Source organism: Croceicoccus ponticola, from assembly GCF_004004515.1.
In the GTDB taxonomy this organism is placed as follows: Bacteria; Pseudomonadota; Alphaproteobacteria; order Sphingomonadales; family Sphingomonadaceae; genus Croceicoccus; species Croceicoccus ponticola.
Map to the genome: position 1 here is coordinate 49,362 of NZ_RXOL01000007.1, position 21,759 is coordinate 71,120.

20 protein-coding genes are annotated in these 21,759 nt (G+C 64.0%); 10 read left to right on the top strand and 10 right to left on the bottom strand.

The features are described 5' to 3' along the window. Positions 1-27: 27 nt before the first annotated feature. Together EKN06_RS13190 and EKN06_RS13195 are read left to right on the top strand one after the other, a co-directional pair. Positions 28-930, top strand: a complete 903-nt coding sequence (locus EKN06_RS13190; RefSeq protein WP_127613388.1) for a DMT family transporter — start codon at positions 28-30, stop codon at positions 928-930. After that, on the top strand, positions 890-2,596 hold the full coding sequence (locus EKN06_RS13195; RefSeq protein ID WP_164844073.1) for a tetratricopeptide repeat protein: 1,707 nt from the start codon (positions 890-892) through the stop codon (positions 2,594-2,596). The genes EKN06_RS13190 and EKN06_RS13195 overlap by 41 nt, the downstream gene beginning before the upstream one ends. 82 nt (positions 2,597-2,678) lie before the next feature. Here the strand turns inward: EKN06_RS13195 and EKN06_RS13200 are convergent, their stop codons facing one another. From EKN06_RS13200 to EKN06_RS13225, 6 genes are all read right to left on the bottom strand, one after another. Then, complete coding sequence (locus EKN06_RS13200) at positions 2,679-2,936, bottom strand: ATP synthase F1 subunit epsilon (RefSeq protein ID WP_127613390.1); 258 nt, start codon at positions 2,934-2,936, stop codon at positions 2,679-2,681. A gap of 2 nt (positions 2,937-2,938) precedes the next feature. Further along, complete coding sequence (gene atpD / locus EKN06_RS13205) at positions 2,939-4,408, bottom strand: F0F1 ATP synthase subunit beta (RefSeq protein ID WP_127613391.1); 1,470 nt, start codon at positions 4,406-4,408, stop codon at positions 2,939-2,941. 50 nt (positions 4,409-4,458) lie between these two features. Continuing rightward, positions 4,459-5,340, bottom strand: coding sequence for a F0F1 ATP synthase subunit gamma (locus tag EKN06_RS13210; protein ID WP_127613392.1), 882 nt, complete (start codon positions 5,338-5,340; stop codon positions 4,459-4,461). Between the two features lie 40 nt (positions 5,341-5,380). After that, the gene (gene atpA / locus EKN06_RS13215; protein ID WP_127613393.1) at positions 5,381-6,910 is read right to left on the bottom strand and encodes a F0F1 ATP synthase subunit alpha; all 1,530 of its coding nucleotides are present in this window, start codon (positions 6,908-6,910) and stop codon (positions 5,381-5,383) included. Between the two features lie 40 nt (positions 6,911-6,950). Continuing rightward, positions 6,951-7,505, bottom strand: a complete 555-nt coding sequence (locus tag EKN06_RS13220) for a F0F1 ATP synthase subunit delta (RefSeq protein ID WP_127613445.1) — start codon at positions 7,503-7,505, stop codon at positions 6,951-6,953. A 230-nt stretch (positions 7,506-7,735) separates the two neighbouring features. Next, positions 7,736-9,274, bottom strand: a complete 1,539-nt coding sequence (locus EKN06_RS13225) for a trypsin-like peptidase domain-containing protein (RefSeq protein WP_240654952.1) — start codon at positions 9,272-9,274, stop codon at positions 7,736-7,738. A 254-nt stretch (positions 9,275-9,528) separates the two neighbouring features. Here EKN06_RS13225 and EKN06_RS13230 point away from each other — a divergent pair, with 254 nt between their 5' ends. Both EKN06_RS13230 and EKN06_RS13235 read left to right on the top strand, forming a co-directional pair. Further along, positions 9,529-10,557, top strand: coding sequence for a bifunctional transcriptional activator/DNA repair enzyme AdaA (locus EKN06_RS13230; protein WP_127613446.1), 1,029 nt, complete (start codon positions 9,529-9,531; stop codon positions 10,555-10,557). Between the two features lie 45 nt (positions 10,558-10,602). Then, positions 10,603-11,634, top strand: coding sequence for a CPBP family intramembrane glutamic endopeptidase (locus tag EKN06_RS13235; protein WP_127613395.1), 1,032 nt, complete (start codon positions 10,603-10,605; stop codon positions 11,632-11,634). Here the strand turns inward: EKN06_RS13235 and EKN06_RS13240 are convergent. Further along, complete coding sequence (locus EKN06_RS13240) at positions 11,619-13,784, bottom strand: primosomal protein N' (protein ID WP_127613396.1); 2,166 nt, start codon at positions 13,782-13,784, stop codon at positions 11,619-11,621. The genes EKN06_RS13235 and EKN06_RS13240 overlap by 16 nt on opposite strands. A gap of 73 nt (positions 13,785-13,857) precedes the next feature. On the opposite strand from EKN06_RS13240, the gene EKN06_RS13245 reads away from it, so the two are divergent. The 5 genes from EKN06_RS13245 (at position 13,858) to cysS (ending at position 19,378) form a co-directional block, all read left to right on the top strand. Then, complete coding sequence (locus tag EKN06_RS13245) at positions 13,858-14,541, top strand: DUF4197 domain-containing protein (RefSeq protein WP_127613397.1); 684 nt, start codon at positions 13,858-13,860, stop codon at positions 14,539-14,541. Positions 14,542-14,656: 115 nt separating this feature from the next. Continuing rightward, positions 14,657-15,313 (top strand): fructose-6-phosphate aldolase, encoded by a 657-nt coding sequence (gene fsa / locus EKN06_RS13250; RefSeq protein WP_127613398.1) that lies wholly within the window; start codon positions 14,657-14,659, stop codon positions 15,311-15,313. A 19-nt stretch (positions 15,314-15,332) separates the two neighbouring features. Then, positions 15,333-17,156, top strand: a complete 1,824-nt coding sequence (gene cobT / locus EKN06_RS13255) for a cobaltochelatase subunit CobT (protein ID WP_127613399.1) — start codon at positions 15,333-15,335, stop codon at positions 17,154-17,156. Continuing rightward, positions 17,153-17,812: a nitroreductase gene (locus EKN06_RS13260; RefSeq protein ID WP_127613400.1), complete on the top strand. Its 660-nt coding sequence runs from the start codon at positions 17,153-17,155 to the stop codon at positions 17,810-17,812. The genes cobT and EKN06_RS13260 overlap by 4 nt, the downstream gene beginning before the upstream one ends. Before the next feature lie 60 nt (positions 17,813-17,872). Further along, complete coding sequence (gene cysS, locus EKN06_RS13265) at positions 17,873-19,378, top strand: cysteine--tRNA ligase (RefSeq protein ID WP_127613401.1); 1,506 nt, start codon at positions 17,873-17,875, stop codon at positions 19,376-19,378. On the opposite strand, the gene EKN06_RS13270 is transcribed toward cysS, so the two are convergent. The 3 genes from EKN06_RS13270 to EKN06_RS13280 form a co-directional block, all read right to left on the bottom strand. Next, the gene (locus EKN06_RS13270; protein ID WP_240654954.1) at positions 19,379-20,290 is read right to left on the bottom strand and encodes a YihY/virulence factor BrkB family protein; all 912 of its coding nucleotides are present in this window, start codon (positions 20,288-20,290) and stop codon (positions 19,379-19,381) included. A 75-nt stretch (positions 20,291-20,365) separates the two neighbouring features. Next, the gene (locus EKN06_RS13275) at positions 20,366-20,737 is read right to left on the bottom strand and encodes a hypothetical protein (protein WP_164844074.1); all 372 of its coding nucleotides are present in this window, start codon (positions 20,735-20,737) and stop codon (positions 20,366-20,368) included. Continuing rightward, on the bottom strand, positions 20,727-20,939 hold the full coding sequence (locus tag EKN06_RS13280) for a hypothetical protein (RefSeq protein WP_127613402.1): 213 nt from the start codon (positions 20,937-20,939) through the stop codon (positions 20,727-20,729). The genes EKN06_RS13275 and EKN06_RS13280 overlap by 11 nt, the downstream gene beginning before the upstream one ends. A 118-nt stretch (positions 20,940-21,057) precedes the next feature. Here EKN06_RS13280 and EKN06_RS13285 point away from each other — a divergent pair, with 118 nt between their 5' ends. Next, positions 21,058-21,717 carry a S24 family peptidase gene (locus tag EKN06_RS13285; RefSeq protein WP_127613403.1) on the top strand — a complete coding sequence of 220 codons (660 nt, stop codon included), beginning with the start codon at positions 21,058-21,060 and terminating at the stop codon, positions 21,715-21,717. The last annotated feature ends 42 nt before the right edge of the window (positions 21,718-21,759 follow it).

Genomic DNA, 21,759 nt, shown 5'->3' on the forward strand with positions numbered 1-21,759 from the left:
CTTGCCAGATTTCGAAAAGGGCATAGCGTGCACCAAACCGAACGCGCGGGCGTTCTGGCGGCCCTAGCCGGTTTCGTCCTTATGTCGATCGGCGATGTCGTGTGGAAATTCGGATCGACCGAATGGGCGCCGACGGCGATGGCCGCCTTGCGCTATACGATGGGCGCGGTGGGGCTGGGCGTCATCCTGCTAATGCGCGAAGGGGCCGAGGGCTTTCGCGTCAACCGGCCGCTGGTGCAATTGATGCGCGGCGGCGGTGTGGCGGTGGCGACGGCCTGCTTCGTGACCGCCATCCGTTTCATGCCGCTGGTAGAGGTTACCGCGATAGCATTCATGAGCCCGATCTTCACAGCCCTGCTGGCAGCTGTGTTCCTGCGTGAACCGGTGGGCAGGGAGACATGGATCGCGACCTTCTGCGGATTTGTTGGGGTTTTGATCGTGCTGCGGCCCAATGTCATGGTGCTCGGCGCGGTGGCCATCCTTCCGCTGTTCACGGCATTTGGGATGAGCCTGCTGGTAATCGGCAACCGGCTGTCTTCGCGTAGCGGCAGCGCGCTTGCGATGCAGTTCCAGGTGGCGGCACCGGCTGCGGTCACGCTCTGGCTTATGGCGATTGCCGGGCATGGCAGCGGGCTGGCCTTCCTCGTCGTCGGCAACCCTACGCTGTTGGCCGTGATATTGTGCGCCATGGTCGCTTGTATCGCGACGGTCGCGCACTGGCTGGTCTATCTTGGCACGACACGTGCGGGTGCCGCGACGATCGCGCCGATGACTTATGTCCAGATCGTCGTGGCAGGCACGCTTGGCTGGGCGCTGTTCGGTGATCGGCCGGACTTGTTCGCAACATTGGGGATCGCCATCATTGTCGGCGCGGGTCTCTACCGCTGGCATGCCAAGCCCGCCGTCGCGGTCGCGGACGAGGCTGCGTGAGCCAATCCTGTTCGCATTGATCGGGATGGACAGCGCGGGCGCCAACGCACAGGATACGCGCTGGGTCGAACAGGGGAGTTGGACAATGCGACTGTTACGAACACTCTTGGCGGGGGTGGCTCTCATCGCGGCAATGCCTGTCGTTCATGCCGCGCCGACCGACCCGGCTGCGCCAGCCGCCCACGCGGCCCACGCGGCCCAAACTGGGCCGAGCGCGGATAGCGGCGCGATCCTTGCGCTCGGCGTCGTCGAATTCGCGAACTCGGGTGCCCCTGCGGCGCAGGCGATGTTCCAACGCGGCCTCGCGCTGTTGCACAGTTTTGAATACGATCACGCGGCCAAGGCTTTTCAGCAAGCGCAGGCGATCGATCCCGATTTCGCGATGGCCTATTGGGGCGAAGCGCTGACCAAGAACTATTCATTGTGGAGCTGGCAGGACCGCGATGCCGCCAATGCCATCCTCAACAAGCTTGCGCCGACCGCAAAGGCGCGCGCGGCGAAGGCGGGGACCGAGCGGGAGAAAGCATACCTGGCAGCGCTGGACGTGCTGTTCGGCGAAGGGACCAAACTGGATCGCGACCGAGCTTATATCGATGCCATGGCGGCGATCCATGCGCGGTGGCCCGACGACGTCGATGCCGCTGCATTCCACGCGCTGGCGATCTTCGGTGCAGAGCATGACGGACGGGATGTCGCCGCCTACATGCGTTCGGCTGCGATTCTGGAAGAAGTGTACCCTGCGCACTCATCGCATCCCGGCGTACTGCATTACATGATCCATTCCTATGACGATCCGGATCACGCCCCCCTCGGCCTGCGCGCGGCACGCCGTTATGGCAAGGTTGCGCCCGGCGCCGCGCATGCGTTGCACATGAATTCGCACATTTTCGTCGCGCTGGGCATGTGGCCCGAAACGGTGGATGCCAACCTGTCTTCCGTCATGGCGACGGATCGCGAATATGCCGCCGAAGGGAAGGGCAAGAGCTGGTGCGGTCATGCCCATTCGTGGCTGGTCTACGGCTATCTGCAATCGGGCGAAGATGCGAAGGCGCGCGAATATATCGACGGGTGCTGGAGCGCGGCGATGGCGCAGATCGCGGCCAAGCCCGGCGACGACAAGCTGACCGGACGGATGATGCTGGGCAGCGCATTCTATGTCCAGACGATGGACGCGGCGCAGAACGGGACGTGGAAAGTGCCCGACGGCATGCCATGGCGGCGGCTCGACACTGAATATCGGTTCTACGACGCCTATGGCCGCATGCTCGCGGCCTATCACGCAGACGACGCATCGAAAGCGGCAGAGGCCGCCGCCGACGTGCGCGCTTTCGGAACCGAAGTGCTTGGCAAGATGAGCGCTGAGGATCGCCCGACCGAAGGCCCGGGGATCGAGGCGGCAATGGCGCAGGCGAAGGGATTGGCGGCGCTGGCCACCGGACAAGGCGAAGCGGCTCTGACCTCCCTGCGCGAAGCGGTGGCGATCGAAGATGCGACGCCGATGCAATATGGCCCGCCGATGGTCGCCAAGCCTTCGCACGAGCTGTTGGGAGAGGTTCTGCTCGACATGGATCGCAAGGCAGAGGCGGCAACGGTGTTCGCCGCTGCGCTACGCCGGACCCCAAACCGGGGCGCGGCAGTTGCTGGCTCTGCGCGGGCGTCGAAGTAGCGGCTGCCGTCCGGGCCTTGACCCATAAGAAAAGGGGCGCCCCGCCGGGACGCCCCTTTTTTTCTTTGAGCCAGAACCCGGCTTATTCGCTGACGTGTTCAGCCAGCACCGTCAGGCCGCTGTCACCGACTTCGGCAAAGCCACCCTGGATCATGATCTCTTCGGGCGCGGAACCGGCGGTCTTGTAGACCTGCACGGCGCCGTCGCGGATCGTGGACATGAAGGGCGCATGACCCTCCAGCACGCCGAACTCGCCTTCCGCACCGGGGACGACCACCATGTGGACATCTTCGGAGCGGACCAGCTTGGCCGGCGTTACGAGTTCGAAGCGCAGTGCCATGATCAGGCGTCCTCGGCCATCTTCTTGGCCTTGGCGACTGCTTCGTCGATGCCGCCGACCATGTAGAACGCCGATTCGGGAAGGTGATCGTATTCGCCTTCGACAACCGCCTTGAACGACTTGATGGTGTCTTCGATCTGCACGAACTTGCCGGGGATGCCGGTGAAGACTTCTGCCACGTGGAACGGCTGCGACAGGAACTTCTGGATCTTGCGCGCGCGGGCGACGGTCAGCTTATCTTCTTCCGAAAGCTCGTCCATGCCCAGAATGGCGATGATGTCCTGCAGCGACTTGTACTTCTGCAGCGTTTCCTGAACGCGGCGAGCCGTGTCGTAGTGCTCCTGACCCACGACGCGCGGTTCGAGAACGCGGCTGGTCGAGTCCAGCGGATCGACCGCGGGATAGATGCCGAGTTCGGAAATCGCGCGGTTCAGCGTGGTCGTCGCGTCCAAGTGGGCGAACGATGTTGCTGGCGCAGGGTCGGTAAGGTCGTCGGCGGGAACGTAGATGGCCTGGACCGACGTGATCGAACCCTTGGTGGTCGAGGTGATGCGTTCCTGCAGCTGGCCCATGTCGGTCGACAGGGTCGGCTGATAGCCCACGGCCGAAGGAATACGGCCAAGCAGGGCCGACACTTCGGCGCCGGCCTGCGTGAAGCGGAAGATGTTGTCGACGAAGAACAGCACGTCCTGGCCTTCTTCGTCGCGGAAGTATTCGGCCATCGTCAAACCCGACAGGGCGACGCGGGCACGCGCGCCCGGAGGCTCGTTCATCTGGCCGAACACGAGCGCGACCTTCGAACCTTCGGACGTGGCATTGCCGTCGGCGTCCTTGGCAATGACGCCCGCGTCGAGGAATTCGTGGTAAAGGTCGTTGCCTTCGCGGGTACGCTCACCGACGCCGGCGAAGACGGACACGCCGCCGTGGCCCTTGGCGATGTTGTTGATGAGCTCCTGGATCAGCACGGTCTTGCCGACGCCCGCGCCGCCGAACAGGCCGATCTTGCCGCCCTTGGCGTAGGGGGCGAGAAGGTCGATGACCTTGATGCCGGTGACGAGAATGGCCGCTTCGGTCGACTGGTCGATGAACAGCGGCGCCTCTGCGTGGATCGGCGAAGTCTTTTCCGCGCCGACGGGGCCGCGTTCGTCGATCGGCTCGCCGATGACGTTCATGATGCGGCCCAGCGTCTTGGGTCCGACGGGGACCGAGATCTGGCGACCGGTGTTGGCGACCGGCTGGCCGCGGGTCAGGCCGTCGGTGCCGTCCATCGCGATCGTGCGGACGGTGTTTTCACCAAGGTGCTGCGCAACCTCGAGCACGAGCTTGTTACCGCCATTGTCGGTTTCAAGCGCGGTGAGGATCGCGGGCAGTTCGCCTTCGAAAGTCACGTCGACGACGGCGCCGATGACCTGGCTGATCTTGCCCTTGGCGGAAATGTTGCTGGTGCTATCAAGCACGGGTGCGGTGGCCATGGTTTCTATCCTTGCCTTCTTAAAGCGCGTCGGCGCCTGGTAAGTTGTTGCTACAGCGCTTCCGCGCCAGCAATAATTTCGATGAGTTCAGTGGTAATCGCGGCCTGGCGGCTGCGGTTGTACTGGATGGTCAGCTTGTCGATCAGGTCGCCGGCGTTGCGTGTCGCATTGTCCATTGCGGTCATCGACGCACCCTGTTCGGACGCGGCGATTTCGAGCAGCGCACCAAAGACCTGCGTCTTGATGAAGCGGGGCAACAGTTCCTCGAGGATTTCTTCCTCGCTCGGCTCATATTCCACGACCGCGCCGCTGTTGACGGAACCTTCGCCGGCGTTCGCCGGGGCGGGAACGGGGACGATCTGCTGGACCGTCGGGTCCTGAACCAGTGCCGACTGGAAGATCGGGTATACCAGATGCGCAACGTCGAAACGGCCATTTTCGAACATGCCGATCACTTCGTTGGCGATCTGTTCGGCCTCCTCGAAACCCGGATCGCGCACTTGCGAGGTGTCGAACTGGGTGCCGATGTCGTTCGGGAAATTGCGCTTCAGCGGCGCACGTCCCTTGCGTCCGACGAGGTAGAACTCGACGTCCTTGCCCTCTGCCGTCAGCTCGCGCGCTTTTGCCGATGCGGCGCGCACGATGATCGAGTTGAGACCGCCGCACAGGCCCTTGTCGGTGTTAACGACGACGAGCAGGTGGCGTTGGTTCGAACCGGTCCCGGCCAGAAGCCGGGGTGCGTTGTCGCCGCTCACCTTGGTGGCGAGGCTGGCCATGACCGCGGCAAGACGCTCGGCATAAGGGCGGGCGGCTTCGGCCCGCGCCTGTGCCTTGCGCAGCTTGGCCGCTGCGACCATCTGCTTGGCCTTGGTGATCTTCTGGGTCGACTTGACCGAGGTGATCCGGCCCTTGAGTTCCTTCAGCGAGGCCATGACGGCTCCCTAGCTAGTGTCTCTTGGGGTCTTGCGAGGCTCAGGCGAACTGCTTGGCGAAAGCGTCGAGTGCGGCGACCGTCTGCTTCTTCTGATCGTCGCCGAATTCCTTCGTGTCGCGGATCAGCTTCAGCGTGTCGGCGTGGCTCTGGCGCATGAAGCTCAGCATCTCAGCTTCGTAACGGGTTACCGCGTCGACCGGGATCGAATCGAGGTAGCCGTTGGTGCCGGCGAAGATCGACACGGTCTGCTCTTCGAACGGCAGCGGCGAGAACTGCGGCTGCTTGAGCAGCTCGGTCAGGCGCGCACCGCGGTTGAGCAGCTTTTGCGTCGAGGCGTCGAGGTCCGAACCGAACTGGGCGAATGCCGCCATTTCGCGGTACTGCGCCAGCTCCAGCTTGATCGAGCCTGCGACCTTCTTCATCGCCTTCGTCTGGGCGGCACCGCCGACGCGCGACACCGAGAGGCCGACGTTGATGGCCGGACGGACGCCCTGATAGAACAGGCCCGTTTCGAGGAAGATCTGGCCGTCGGTGATCGAGATCACGTTGGTCGGAATGTAGGCCGACACGTCGCCTGCCTGCGTTTCGATGATCGGCAGGGCCGTCAGCGAACCGCCACCCATTTCGTCGTTCATCTTTGCCGCCCGCTCGAGCAGGCGGCTGTGCAGGTAGAACACGTCGCCCGGATAGGCTTCACGGCCCGGCGGGCGGCGCAGCAGCAGCGACATCTGGCGATAGGCCACGGCCTGCTTGGAAAGATCGTCATACACGATGACGGCGTGCATGCCGTTGTCGCGGAAGAATTCACCCATCGCGGCGCCGGTATAGGGCGCGAGGTACTGCAGCGGAGCGGGCTCCGACGCGGTTGCGGCGACGACGATCGAATATTCCATCGCGCCGTTTTCTTCGAGTTGGCGCACGATCTGCGCGACGGTCGAACGCTTCTGACCGACGGCGACGTAGATGCAGTAGAGCTTCTTGCTCTCGTCGTCGCCCGCGTTGACTTCCTTCTGGTTGATGAAGGTGTCGATGGCGACGGCGGTCTTGCCGGTCTGGCGGTCACCGATGATCAGTTCGCGCTGGCCGCGGCCGACGGGGACGAGGGCGTCGATGGCCTTGAGGCCGGTCTGCACGGGTTCGTGAACCGATTTTCGCGGGATGATGCCCGGCGCCTTCGATTCGACGCGGGCGCGGGTCACGTCGGTCAGCGGGCCCTTGCCGTCGATCGGGTTGCCCAGCGCGTCGACGACGCGGCCCAGCAGGCCCTTGCCGACGGGGACGTCGACGATGGTGCCGGTCCGCTTGACCTGGTCGCCTTCCTTGATCGTGGCGTCCGAGCCGAAGATCACGGCACCGACGTTGTCGGCTTCGAGGTTCAGGGCCATGCCCTGAATGCCGCCGGGGAATTCGACCATCTCGCCAGCCTGAACCTTGTCGAGACCGTGGATGCGGGCGATGCCGTCACCGACCGACAGCACGCTGCCGACTTCGCTGACTTGCGCTTCGGTGCCGAAGTTGGCGATCTGGTCCTTGATGACCTTCGAGATTTCTGCGGCGCGGATATCCATGCGTAAATAGCCTTTCGTCGAAGCTTTATTGTCGAGGGCCTTAGCCCTTCATCGCCTGGGCGAGAGAATTGAGACGGGTACGGATCGAACCGTCGATCTGCTGCGAACCGATCTTGACGATCAGCCCGCCGAGGATTTCGGGGTCGACGCTCGTGCGGACCTTGACGTCGCGACCCTGACGGGCCGTGAGCTTCGCGGTCAGCGCGGCAAGTTGCATGTCGGTCAGCGCATGGGCGCTGGTGACGTCCGCGGCCACTTCGCCGCGCTGTGCGGCGGCGATGGCGTGAAACGCGCGGATCATGTCGGGAAGCGAGCCGAGCCGACGGTTCTGCGTCAGCGCGCCAAGGAATTTCGCGGTCAGTTCGGCCAGCCCGAGATGCTTTGCCAGCGCGGCAACGGCACTGCCGGCCGCGGCGCGCGAAACCGCCGGGTCACGCAGCAGGGCCGCGAGGTCGTCGGATGCCAGGATCGCCTGACGCAGGCGATCGAGATCGCCTTCGACCGCGGTCACCTGGTTTTGTTCGACCGCGAGATCGAACAACGCCGAAGCGTAGCGGCCTGCGAGACTGGCCGTAATGCCGCCGGAAATTTCCACGCGCGTCACTTCCCTCTTGTTTTCGGAAACGTCCTGTCCGGTTCGGTTCACCCATCGCGTGCCGCCGGATGACGGAGCGGGAGGAACGGGAACAGGGGTATCCTTCTCGGCGGCGCGCCTAGCAATGAAAGCGACAAATGACAACCACGCCCTTGGCCTAATATCACGCAATTGCGAAAAGTGCGCTTGCTGGCCGGAAACCTGAGCGAATCCGGTGGCGCAAATCGCGCTTACTGGTCCTGATCCGCAGGTTCCTTCGACCGTGGCGCGGGCTCGCACCCGTAGACCAGCCGTTCGTTGGGCATTTTCGGCAGAAGCGCGCGAATCGCTTGCTGGTCCTCGCCAAGCTGCATTGCAGCATCCTGACCGGCACCACAGGCCGGGGCCTGGTACAACTTGCGAGCCTTGCGCACCGCTTCCATCGTGGACAAGTCGACCAGATAACGATCGACGGACAGGGTGCGGACCTGCGGATCGTACCGTTTTACCGAAATCGTCTGCTCGCCTTCGGCCATCTCGATTCGCGACCATGCACCATTGGCGGACCCGTATTGCGTGCGCTCATCGACGCAGCCGACGGGCGACCAGTTCAGCGGCACGTCGCGGGTGGCAGACACCGTCACACGGCTGCGTTCGGGCTTGAAGCGGCAAAGGAAGTGCCCTTTGTCGATCAGCGAATCGGTGGGCAGCTTTTCGGGCGTTTCCGCCATGGCGGCGCGTTCGGCGGCGGCGGAGCGTTCTTCGATCTCTGCCACCGTGGGCCGCGAAAACCATGCGGCCAGAATGCCGACGAAGCACAGCACCGCGAAGATCGCGCATGCGGTTCCCTGCTCGCGCTCTTCCCTGTCGTAGAAGTGCATGCCGCCGACAGCGCCCAAAACCATTAGCACCAGCATGAGCCCGGCAAGGCCGACGAGCGTTTCGCGCTGGTCGAGTGCTTCAAGCTCTGCGCGGCGCGAAGCGCGTTCTGCACGAAGGCGAAGTTCGACTGCCGCCGCCTCTGTCCGCGACTGTAGCGCTGCGGCATCGCGCAGCTGCCGGGTGCGTTCGTCGGCGTCGAATTCAGACAGGCTTTGGCAAGGCAACGCGTTGGTATGCGCGGCAACCCCGGCCTTGCGCAGGAAAGGGGCGAGTTCGCGCATGGAGACGGCGAAGTAGAATTCCGAATCGGACCCGTTGTCGCTGATCGTCCCGAAGCTGTTGACGCCAACCACCCGGCCGCATGCATCGAGCAGGGGACCACCCGAATTGCCGGCACCGATCGGCGCGGTGTGCAGGATCGTGTCGAACTGCGACGAACTGCGCCCGCCCGAAACCTGTCCGCGCGATTTCACTGGCGCTTGCGGCGACACGAGCCCGTTGAGACCTTGGCCGAGCGCTTCGTCGACATTGGCGGGATAGCCGACCGCAAAGACATCTGCGCCATCCTCCACCCTTCCCGTATAAAGCGTGGAAACGGGCAGGCTGGCATTTTCCGTCAATTCGATGAGCGCTAGATCGACATTGTTCGACACCCGGACGATGCGGGCGAAATATCCTGTTCTGCCTTGCGCCGGTACGACGCCCAGTCGCAGGTTGCCGTCTTCCATCAGCGGGGCGAGCACGTGGGCATTGGTCACAATGAGTGTCGGCGTCACGGCAAAGCCTGTACCGTGGCCAATCACGTCGTACCCCGATGCATCGCGCATGACGATGACGACACGCACGACACTGCGCGCGGCGGCATTGATATCGCCGCTATCGGCGCGGGCGGGAGCAGGCGCGGCCATTTGCAGCATGCACGCCATCACCAGCGCACAGGCAATTGTGTGCAAAAGGGCGAGGGGCGCGCGCAAAAGGGCGAGACGCGCGTGCAAACAGGCGAGAGGGTTCCGAAGCGGTCGCGGCATGGCCATGTCCGGGCTGTTAGCCGATCCGGCAAGGCTTGGCAGGTGACAATTTCGATTTGCCCGCAGGTTTCGGGATGCGCGTGGCATCGCAGCCGCGCTATGTCCGTCTTATGGAGACCGTCGAAAGCAACACAATGCCCGCAGAGGCCGAAGCACTGGCCGCGTTCGAGCGCCGTGACCGCGCCTTCGATGGCCGATTCGTGGTCTGCGTCACCACGACCATGATCTATTGCCGACCAAGCTGTCCTGCGCGCCGGCCCAAGGCGGAAAACATGTTCATCGCCGCCGGGAACGAAGAGGCGGAAGCGAAGGGATTCAGGGCGTGCCTTCGCTGCCGCCCGGATCAGACGGCGCGCGACGCTAAGGCAGTGGTTGGGGCGATCCGGGTCTTGCAGGGCGCGGAGGAACGCGTCGCACTATCCGATCTTGCCACGTCGGTCGGCTATTCGCCCGATCACTTTTCCCGCGTTTTTCTGCGGGCCACCGGCATGACGCCAGCCGCATACGGGCGTGCGATCAGGATGGAACGCGCACGCGATGCCTTGGGCGGCGAAGACGTGACGGGCGCAATCTCACAGGCTGGCTTCGGTTCGGCATCGCGTTTTTACGATCAGGCGAAGGACAGGTTGGGCATGGAACCATCGGCATGGGCCAAGGGCGGCGCGGGCGTGACGATCCGCTGGGCAACAGTTGCAACCAGCCTCGGTCCGATCCTAGTGGCGGCAACGGACAAGGGTGTTTGCCGCCTGTCGTTCGGAGAGGACGGCGACGACCTGCGCCAGCGTTTCCCCAATGCGGAACTGGTCGAGGGCGGCGATGATTTTGCCAACCTTGTCCGCCAGGTCGTCGGCGCGGTGGAACAGCCGGGTTCGGCGCCCGACATCCCGCTCGATGTCCGTGGCACTGCCTTTCAGGAACGGATCTGGGTCGAACTGCGCAAGATTCCGGCGGGCGAAACGCGCACCTATGCCGAACTGGCGGCATCGGCGGGCAATCCCCGGGCGGTGCGCGCGGCAGGAGGCGCGAACGGCGCGAACAGTGTCGCGGTGCTGATCCCGTGTCATCGTGTCGTGCGTTCGGACGGCAGCGTCGGCGGCTATGCCTATGGCACTGCGATAAAGTCCGAATTGCTGGCGCGCGAACGCGACAAGTGGGAAACCTGATGGACGCATGTTGCATGACGGCGGGACGTGATAGCGCTGCGTCCCATGAATGACACCACATCGACACCGCCCACCGGCTTGGCAGATCGCAGCACCACACCAGTCGATGGGCCGCAGCCAGACATCGTCCAACCAATCATCGCCGAAACGCCCAACGGACAGGCCAATATCAGACGGGCGGATATCGCTCTGCCAGGACGCTTCCGCCGTTTCGTGGCTCATCCATTCGTTCTGATGCTGATCGGCACAGCGATCGTCGTGGCCGCATGGATCGGCACTTCGATCGCCGCGCATTTCAGCGGTCTGACGCGTGGCCCCATTTTGCTGATCGGCGCTGCGATCGTCTCAATCGTGACGATACTTGCCTATCGCGGGTTCGTCCGGTTCGTGGAGCGGGGCGGCGACGGCACTTTGCCTTTTGCGTCTGCAGCAGCTTCGGGGGCTGGATACGGCACCCTCGCCGGCCTTGCGATTTTTGCGTCGGCTGCGCTCGCTGTCACGGCTTTTGGCGGGCTGACCGTCGCGGGTGTGTCATGGCGGATCGGCGATTTGTCGCAGATGGCGGGAATCGCGATCTTGGCAGGCGTAACCGAAGAGATCCTGTTTCGCGGCGTGTTGTTCCGCTTCATCGAACGCATGGGCGGTTCGATCGTGGCGCTGGTCATCACCAGCGGCCTGTTCGGGTTTGCCCATATCATGAATCCCGATGCGACCCTGCTGGCCGCCATTGCCATCACGGTGGAGGCGGGGTTGCTGCTCGCTGCAATCTACATGCTGACCCGCAACCTGTGGGTGGCGATCGGGCTGCATGCCGGATGGAATTTCACGCAAGGTTACATCTTTTCGCTCCCGGTATCGGGGGGTGGCGCGCCTGATGGGCTGTTGTTGACCCAACGGTCCGGGCCCGAGTGGCTGACCGGCGGCCCGTTCGGGCTGGAGGCGAGTCTGGTCACCCTTTGCGTCACGACCGCATTCGGGCTCGCCATCCTGTGGCTGGCGGTGCGGCGCGGTCGTCTGGTGCCGATGCGCGGCGCGCGGGCGGCGCAGGATGCGCTGATGGCTCAGACGAAGCTGTAGGGATCGATATCGACGCCAACGCGCACGCCCGGCGCGAACGATAGCTCGCCCAGCCAGTCGCGGATCGTCTGCTGCACTGCGGCGCTTCGGCGCGCGTTGATCAACAGGCGATAGCGGTATCGCCCGCGCAATAACGACAGCGGCGCGGGCGCGGGCCCATATACCGCCAGATCGTCCAGCCGAGGTGCCGCATTGCCGATGATGCGGGCGGCTTCGCGCGCTTCCGCCTCGTCCTCGCTAGACACGATGATCGCGGCCCAGCGACCGAACGGCGGCGCGCCCGCGTGGCGGCGAGCTTCCGTTTCCGCTTCGTAGAATGCGTCGCGGTCGCCTGCGGCCAGCGCGGCGATAACCGGCGCTTCGGGGTGGCGGGTCTGGATCATGACTTCGCCCGGCTTGCTGGCACGGCCCGCGCGGCCCGCGACTTGCGCGATCTGCTGGTAAGATCGTTCAGCGGCGCGCAGGTCACCGCCTTCAAGGCCGAGGTCTGCGTCGACCACGCCGACCAGCGTGAGTTCGGGGAAATGGTATCCCTTTGTCACCAGCTGTGTGCCGACGATCACGTCAATCGCGCCGCTTTCCGCCGCATCGACAAAGGCCGCGATCTTTTCCGGGTTCGACAGCGTGTCGCTGGTCACGACCTGTATCCGAGCGTCGGGGAAGAGTTCGGCGACTTCGTCGGCGATGCGTTCGACACCCGGCCCGCAAGCGGTCAGGCAGTCCGCCTCGCCGCATTCGGGGCAAAGCGACGGTGACGGCACCTCGTGGCCGCAATGATGGCAGGCGAGCCGTTTGGACAGCCTGTGTTCGACCAGCCACGCCGAACAGTTCGGACACTGGAACCGGAACCCGCAGTTGCGGCAAAGCGTAAGCGGAGCATACCCCCTGCGATTGAGGAACAGCAGCGCCTGTTCGCCGCGCGCCAGTCGCTCCTCGATCCCCGCGACCAGCGGCGGGGCCAGCCAACGTCCGCGCGGCGGCACCTGTTCGCGCAAGTCCACAATCGCGATGTCGGGCAGCGACGCTGCGCCGAACCGGCTGGGCAGGTCGATCTTCTCATAAATTCCCGCCTCTGCCATCTGCAGGCTTTCGAGCGCGGGCGTCGCGCTGGCCAGGATGACCGGGATTTGTTCGAACCGGGCGCGCATCACCGCAACGTCGCGGGCGTTATAGCGCACGCCGTCGTCCTGCTTGAAGCTGACCTCGTGCGCTTCGTCGACGACTATCAGGCCGAGGTTTGCGAACGGCAGGAACAGCGCCGAGCGTGCGCCGACGACGACTTGCGCACCACCCTCGGCCACTTGTCGCCATGCGCGGCGCCGCTCGGATTGCTTCTGGTTCGAATGCCACACGACGGGCGGCACGCCGAACCGGCTCGCGAAGCGTTTGAGGAAATTTTCAGTCAACGCGATTTCGGGCAGGAGGACGAGCACCTGACGCCCTTCGTCGACCGCCTGCGCAACCGCTTCGAAATAGGTTTCCGTCTTGCCCGACCCGGTCACCCCGTCGAGCAGCATGGGCGCAAATTCGCGCGCCTTGACCGCATCGACGAAACGGTCGGCGGCGCCCTGTTGCAGGTCGGACAGGCTGGGCCGCGCATGGTCGGACCGGGCAAGGGGATAAGGCCGGTCGATGTCCACCACCACCGGTTCCATCACACCCGCGTTAACCAATCCGCGCAGGACCGCTTCGGATACTCCGGCAAGGTCGACCAGTTCGCGGATCGTGCCCTGTTCGCCGTCCAATGCCGAAATCGCAACATCGCGCTGCGGCGTCAGGCGCGATGGCATCGCTCCGCTCAGCCGGTATTCGGTCAGCGTACCCCCGCCGCGCAGGGCCGCGCCCGACGACAAGCTCATCCGCGCGACGCTGGCCGGGGCGGCGCAGTAATAGTCCGCCGTCCATTCGATCAGCCGCCGCAGCGGGGCGCGAAGCGGCGGCACTGGCATGACGTCCAGAATCGGCCGAAGCCGCGCGTCCGGAACCTCCGCCCCCGGCAACCGTTCGCTTTCCCAAGCAATCCCGAATACCTGCCGGGGCCCCAGCGGCGCGATTATCACGCTGCCGGGTTCGACATGCAGATGGTCGGGCACGCGATAGTCAAGCGGGCCTAGCGCTGCGTTAAGTACGAGGAGTCGGACACGGTTCATGGAGCCCCTCCTATATGGGGTGCCGCCGTGGCTTGCGACACCCCGGCGCATCCCGCCAACAGGAGTTGTCGTCATGAATCTGCCCGAAACCCAGTCCAGCCGCCGCGCATTTCTTGGCGGTCTCGGTCTTTCCGCCGCTGCGCTCACCCTGCCGGGCTGTGCGTCCTATGGTGGGTTCAGCTTTGTCGAGGCGATCCGCCGGCTGTTGAACGTGTCTTCTGCACGGGCGTTTGATCGCCTGCTGGCCGCAAACGGCTTCTACGACAGCCAGGTTTCGCGCTTGCAGCTCGACAAGTTTCTTGGCGCGCGGGGCGGCATCCTCGGATCTATCCTCACGTCCTCGCTGGTCAAGGACCGGCTTTTTCACGGACTTGCCGATGTTGCCGCCGATGGTGCCGAACGCGCAGCGCCGGTTATTGCCGACACGATCCGCGTCGTCGGCATCCAGAACGCGGCCGCGCTGATCACCGGCAACCCGACTGCCGCGACCGGCTTTTTGCGCGCCAACATGGGCCAGCGACTGGTCGACGTGATGCTTCCCGAGGTGGGTCAGGCCCTGCGTGTCATCAGCGATCCGGTCGTCGGTCCCGCGCTTTCGGCGCTGACCGGCACCAACCTGTCGAGCTTCGTGAGCGGGCTTACCGATGCGGCGGAAGAGACGATCTGGACCGAAATGGCGAACGAAGAAGCCTATATCCGCAAAAACCCGCGCGTCACCAACGACCCGGTGCTGATCGGGGTGTTCGGCGCGGTCTGATCGCCCGAAGGCCAAATTGCCCCGGCAGGCGGGGTGGCGCGGCGCGGATCTACGGCATATAGCCGCCATCAGATTCGTCCAACAGCCACGCGCCATTCCGCCGCCGGGAGCCAACATGAAATTCTTTGCCGACACCGCCGAAATCGACGACATCAAGGATCTGGCCGCCACCGGCCTGCTCGATGGCGTGACGACGAACCCTTCGCTGATCGCGAAGTCGGGTCGCGATTTCATGGAAGTGACGAAGGAAATCTGCGCCATCGTTGAAGGGCCGGTCAGCGCCGAAGTCGTCGCTCTTGATCATGCGACCATGATGAAAGAGGCCGAAGTCCTGCGCAAGATCGCGGACAATGTGTGCATCAAGGTGCCGTTGACGATGGACGGGCTGAAAACGTGCAAGGCGCTGACGTCCGAAGGGACGATGGTCAATGTCACGCTTTGCTTTTCGGCCAATCAGGCGCTTTTGGCGGCCAAGGCGGGCGCGACGTTCGTGTCGCCCTTCGTCGGTCGCCATGACGACAACGGTTTCGACGGGATGGAGCTGATCGGCGACATCCGCCTGATCTACGACAATTATGCCTTTGAAACCGAAATCCTCGTCGCGTCGGTCCGCCATGTGAACCACGTGCTGCAAAGCGCGCGCATCGGCGCCGACGTGATGACCGCGCCGCCTGCCGTCATCCACTCGCTGGTCAAGCATGTGCTCACCGACAAGGGCATCGAAGGCTTCCTCGCCGACTGGGCGAAGACGGGCCAGACCATCCTCAAGTAAGCGGGCAAACCGAAGCAACTTGGCCGATCAGTCCCCTCTTGACCGCTTCCGCACCGCGCTGACCGTGACGGCCCGCGCGGTCGCGCGCGATCGCGAACTCGACATCAACTGGACGTCGGAAGCGCCGAGCCAGGCGGGCAATACCGTCCGCGTGCCGATGCCGGGCCGCAAGCTTGAGGCCGGGCCAGTCGCCGCCGCGCGCGGGGTGGCGGACAGTTTCGCGCTGAAGACCCGGCACCATGATCAGGCGCTGCACCGCAGGACCCGGCCGATGGAGCCGATCGCGGGGCAGGTCTTCGACACGCTGGAGCAGGTGCGGTACGAGGCGCTGGGTGCGAACACGATGCTGGGCACGCGGGCCAATCTGGCCGCGGCGCTCGACCGGCGCATCGCCAGCGATCCGATCCTGCGCGCCGAACGGGCGGAGGACGTGCCGCTGGCCACCGCGTTGGCGCTGATGGCGCGAGAGGCGCTGACGGGCGAAGCGCCGCCTGAAAACGCGGCGGCAGGACTTGAACTGCGTCGCGCCGGGATCGAAGCCGCGATCGGCGACGATCTGGCGGAACTGGCCGAACTGCTGTCGGACCAGCGCGCGTTCTCGCAAAAGATGATCGGGTTGCTGCAGCATCTCGAACTCGTCGCGACGGAGCCTGAGGACGCATCGCAGGACGACGACGGCGGCGACGAACCCGAAGGCGACGAAGAGAACGAAGAACAGGACCAGGAAGACCAGCCCAGCGAATCCGACGCCCGCACCGAAGCCGCTCCGTCCGAAGACACCGACGGCGAAGGCGACGATGACGGCGATGCCGAGGGCGAGGACCAGGATACCGAGAGCGAACCGGGCGAGGGCGAGCCCGACGGCATGATGCCGGTGCGCGCGAACCGTCCGTGGACCGAGATCCCCGACGACTTCGACTATCGCGCCTTCACCACCGATTTCGACGAGGTCGTCGCGGCAAGCGAACTGTGCGACGAAGAGGAACTGACCCGCCTTCGCGCCTATCTCGACGCTCAGCTGAAGGGTTTGCAGGGCGTCGTCACGAAACTGGCGAACCGGCTCCAGCGTCGGTTGATGGCGCAGCAGAACCGGTCGTGGGATTTCGATCAGGACGAAGGTCTGCTCGATGCGGCGCGGTTGGCCCGTGTCGTCGTGTCGCCGGGACAATCGCTCAGTTACAAGATCGAGCGCGAGCAGCAGTTCAAGGACACTGTCGTCACACTGTTGATCGACAATTCCGGTTCGATGCGCGGGCGACCGATTTCCATCGCGGCGATCAGCGCCGACGTCATGGCTCGCACGCTCGAACGCTGCGGCGTGAAGACCGAGATTCTCGGTTTTACCACCCGCGCGTGGAAAGGCGGGCAGAGCCGCGAACAGTGGCTGGCCAAGGGGAAGGCGGCCAATCCCGGACGGCTCAACGACTTGCGCCACATCGTCTATAAACAGGCGGACGAACCGTGGCGCCGCGCGCGTCGCAATCTCGGCCTGATGATGCGCGAGGGGCTGCTGAAGGAAAACATCGACGGCGAGGCGCTGTTGTGGGCCCATTCCCGCCTGCTGGCCCGGACCGAGGATCGCCGCGTCCTGATGGTCATTTCCGACGGCGCGCCGGTCGACGATTCGACGCTGAGTGTGAACAACGCCGGTTATCTCGAACAGCACTTGCGCAAGGTGATCGAGTGGATCGAGAAGAAGTCACCAGTCCAGCTTGTTGCCATCGGCATCGGGCACGACGTGACGCGATATTACAAGCGCGCGGTGACGATCATGGATGCCGAACAGTTGGGCGGAACGATGATCGAACAGCTCGCCGGGCTGTTCGAGGGAGACGATAAATGAACGTGACCGAAGCCGTTGCCGCACGCCGCTCGACCCGCGCGTTCCTGGACAAGCCTGTCGACTTGGCCGTCATCCGCCGTATCCTCGACAAGGCTCGGTTCGCGCCATCGGGCTGCAATTTTCAACCGTGGCGCGGAACGGTGTTGTCGGGCGCCAAACTGCGCGAAGTGCAGGACGCGATGTCTGCCAGCCAGCCGCAGGACCCGGCGGAGTATTCTTGGTCCGATCCCGAACAGTCGCCCGAACACCTGGGGCGGCTCAAGGAACTGGGCGGGTTGCTGTACGGTTCGATGGGGATAGAGCGCGGCGACAAGGATCTGCGGGAGGAATTTGCGCGGCAGAACATCCGATCCTTTGGCGCGCCGGTCGTGCTCATGGTCCACTTCGAACGCTTCATGGGTCCGCCGCAGTGGTCGGATGTCGGCATGTGGCTGCAGACGATCATGCTGCTGTGTCAGGAAGAAGGGTTCGATACCTGTCCGCAGGAATGGATGGCGATGTACGCCCGCGTCATCAAGGAACAGATCGGCGTATCGGACGAAGAGCAGATCCTGTTCTGCGGCATCGCCATCGGTTACGGCGACCACTCCGCATCAGTGAACCACTTCGAACGCCCGCGCATCGCGCTGGACGATCAGGTCCGCTTCCTGAGCTGAACCCACAGCTGGCGCGCGCCGCTTGACCGCGCGCGCCAGCTGTGGGCAGAGGCGCAGGCCATGACGCAAGCGACCGATCACCCGCTGACCCTGTTCAACTCGCTGACCCGGCGGGCCGAGCCGTTCGTGCCGGTCCATGCGGGCGAAGCGCGGGTCTATTCGTGCGGGCCGACCGTCTACAACTACCCACACATCGGCAACATGCGCGCCTATGTCTTTGCGGACACGCTGGGCCGGGTGCTGACGTGGAAGGGCTATGACCTGACCCACGTCATCAACATCACCGATGTGGGGCACCTGACCGACGACGCCGACGCGGGCGAGGACAAGATGGAGAAGATGGCTGCTGCCAAGGCCCAATCCATCTGGGACATAGCGCGCCATTATACCGAAGCGTACTGGGCCGACATCAGGGCGTTGAATATCCGCCAGCCGGCGCAGTGGACGATCGCGACCGATTTCATCGACGACATGATCGCGTTTGCGACCGCGATTGCACCCAAGCATTGCTACGAACTCGACAGCGGGCTTTATTTCGATGTTTCGACCGTGGCCGATTACGGCAAGCTGGCCCGCGCCGTAACCGAAGAAGGGCCGGAGAACGAGCATGCCCGGATCGAGGCTGTGGACGGCAAGCGCAACGCCGCCGACTTCGCGATCTGGCGCAAGACGCCTGTGGGCGAGACGCGGCAGATGGAATGGGACAGCCCATGGGGCCGCGGAGCGCCGGGCTGGCATCTCGAATGCAGCGTGATGAGCGGCAAGGTGCTGGGTTTCCCGTTCGACATCCACACCGGCGGCATCGATCACCGCGAAATCCACCACCCCAACGAAATTGCCCAGAACCAGGCGTTCTGCGAGTGCGGCGGGCCTGAAAGCATGGGCCTTGCCGACGTCGCCAATTCCGGCGCGCGGGTCTGGATGCACAACAACTTCCTCGTCGAGCGGAGCGGCAAGATGAGCAAGTCGTCGGGCGAATTCCTGCGCCTGCAACTGCTGATCGACAAGGGCTATCACCCGCTCGCCTACCGGATGCTGTGTCTTCAGGCGCATTACCGCAGCGAGCTGGAGTTTTCGTGGGAAGGGCTGAACGCTGCGCTGGTACGGCTGAAACGCCTGTTGGCAGCGGCTCGCGGACTGATCGAGGTCGTGACCGACGGGGCGACGCTGGCTTCGGTGCGCGCGACGGTGACGCACCCCAAACTGGCGCCGCTGGTCGACCGGTTCGACGCGGCGCTTTCCGACGACCTCAACACTGCCGTGGCGCTGACGGTGCTTGAGGAGGCGGTGGCGGTGAAGAAGGTCGATCCCGAACAGAAGGCTTCGCTTGTCGGGGCGATGCTGTCCGCACTCGGCCTGCCGTTGATCGCGCGGACCGAACTTCGCATCAGGCCCACGCACGCAGAAATCGACGAGACGGAGATTGAAGCGGCGATGGTCCGGCGCAAGACAGCGCGCGCTGAGAAGGATTTTGCCACTTCCGATGCGATCCGCGACGATCTTGCGGCAAAGGGCGTCGAAGTGATGGACGGCGACCCTTTGGGGTGGGAGTGGTCGCTGGCCTGATCAGCCGAAGAGTTGGGCCGGATCGGGCGTATCGGTCCGGTTCAGCAGTGCCACGTCGCATTCCGCGCCGATCAGCAGGACATAGCTGGTCAGCCAGATCCAAGTGAGCAATACGACGACCCCGCCCAGCGCGCCATACGTTGCGTTGTAATTGCCGAAATTGGCGACATAGACTCCAAAGGCGAAAGTCAGCAGCGCCGCGATGACGGCTGCGAAAATCGCACCCGGCGACAACCAGCGCATCGAGCCGGTCGAGCAGGCGGGCGCGTACCGGAACAGCAATGCTATGCAGAACGCGAGCGCGACGATCAGCAGCAGCCACGTCGCCAGTTGCGCAACGATCGCGATCGCAGCGGAGTCGGGTGCGACAAGCGCTTGCAACGCGCCGAACGCCCCGATTCCCACGAACAGGATCGCCGCCGCCACGACGCTGCCAAGCGTGGTGCCCAGCGCGACGAGGTTCTTTTGCAGAAATCCGCGTTCTTCCTTGCAGTCGAAAGCGATGTTGAGTGCGATGATGATCGATCCCGCCCCATTGCGCGCGCCGAACAGCGCGAGCCCAAGCGCGACGAACAGCGCGATACCCTTGGTCGATCCTTTGGTTTCGACGACACCTTGGATCTGGCTGGCGATGACTTCGGCAGCGGACGCGGGCAGGGCGTTCGACAGTTCGGCGATATGGGTCGCCGCCGTCTGAGGATCTGCGACGATGCCGTAAAGCATGACGATCGCGCCCAGCAACGGCACCATGGCGAGAAACATGTAGAACGCGACGCCCGCCGCGATCAGCCCCATGTTGTGTGCCGAAGCGCGCGCCCAGCCGGCCTTCACCGTTTCCAGCCAGACGCGCATCGAAAGTTTGGTGGGCGATCCGTGGCGGTCGTCGTTGCGATCAGGCGAGATGCCGCTCATGTTTTCTGTCATGCCTTTGCAAAAGGTCGGCATGGGTAACGGTTCCTCGATTAAGACGTTAATCGAAGTGCGCGGTCAGGCATCCTGCAACAGCAAAAGCTCCACCTCGACCCGCAGCACCGGTTCGGGCAGCAATGCATGATCCACCGCCAGCACTTGTGCGTCGGCGACAAGCTGTCCCGGGAACGAGAACTCATGATCGGGCAGTTCCGCGATCATGAGTTCTGCCGCCTCCACCGCGGTGCTGCCCGAAAATGACAGCGACAAAGTGTGCCGGGTGCCCGAAAAAGTGATGCTGGCCCAAGGCGTTTCCCGATGGATTACGACTTGCCCATATCCCGATGCTAGCGCCTTTATGGCTGCTTCGAGCCGCTCGCCGGGAAACCGTTGCGAGCTCCGTTTGGCTGGTGCGCAGTTGGCACCGGGCGGAGATATTTCAGCAAGCATCGGGCGACTCCTGGGTAAGTTGGCAAAAACTGGGTGTATGGTTGTTCATGAAATGTTCCACCCGCATCATCATCCGGCGGCGGGGCTCGCGACCATTGCGCAGATCGAGCACGAGGCGCGGATCGCTCACGGCAAGGCGTCCGAACTTGGTGGCCGGCATGCCGGTCCGGCGTAAGAATTTTTCGACTTCCCTGAGCAACAAGTTGGCCCTCCTCTGTTTGCGTCACCGCATGTTCCCGGCGATTCGCTGTAGGAATAATCCTTTGCTGCTGATCCAAATCCTACTTGTCTAGGAAAAATACATCGTGTAGGAACGAGGAATGGTTAACGATCGCACGCGCAACAGACTGGTCGAACTTGCCGAGCAGAGGGGCGTATCGCTCTCTGCCTTGTCGAAACTGATCGGACGAAATCCAACGTATCTGCAGCAGTTTATCCGCAAGGGTAGCCCGCGCAAGCTGGAGGAGAACGACCGGCGAACGCTGGCCCAGTTCTTTGGCGTGGACGAATCGGAACTGGGTGCACAAGGGTCGGAGGATAATTCCCACGCGATCCCGAAACGGCGGCGGGGTAGCGGCTGGATCGACGTGCCTCGGCTCGCGCTCGGCGCATCGGCCGGACCGGGCGCATTGGCGGATGACGACGCCCCTGTCGGGCATCTGCGCTTTTCCGAAGGCTGGCTGCGTGAACTCGGACTTCAGCCTGGCGTGCTGGCGGCATTGTCGGTCGCTGGCGATTCGATGGACCCGACGCTGGCGGACGGAGACGAGATCCTCGTCGCCCGCGCCGAAGGGCGACTGCGCGACGGCGTGCACGTTATCCGCCGCGACGGGACTTTGCTGGTCAAACGCCTCTTGTTCGAGCGAGAGGGCCGTGTCTCGGTCATTTCCGACAACCGGGCTTATCCTTCCGACGCCGACGTCTCGCTGAACGAGGTCGAGGTGCTGGGTCGCGTCGTCTGGAAGGGCGGGCGGATCTAGTGCCTTTGCCATAGTCCCATTCGGCTGAGAATCGCCCGGCGG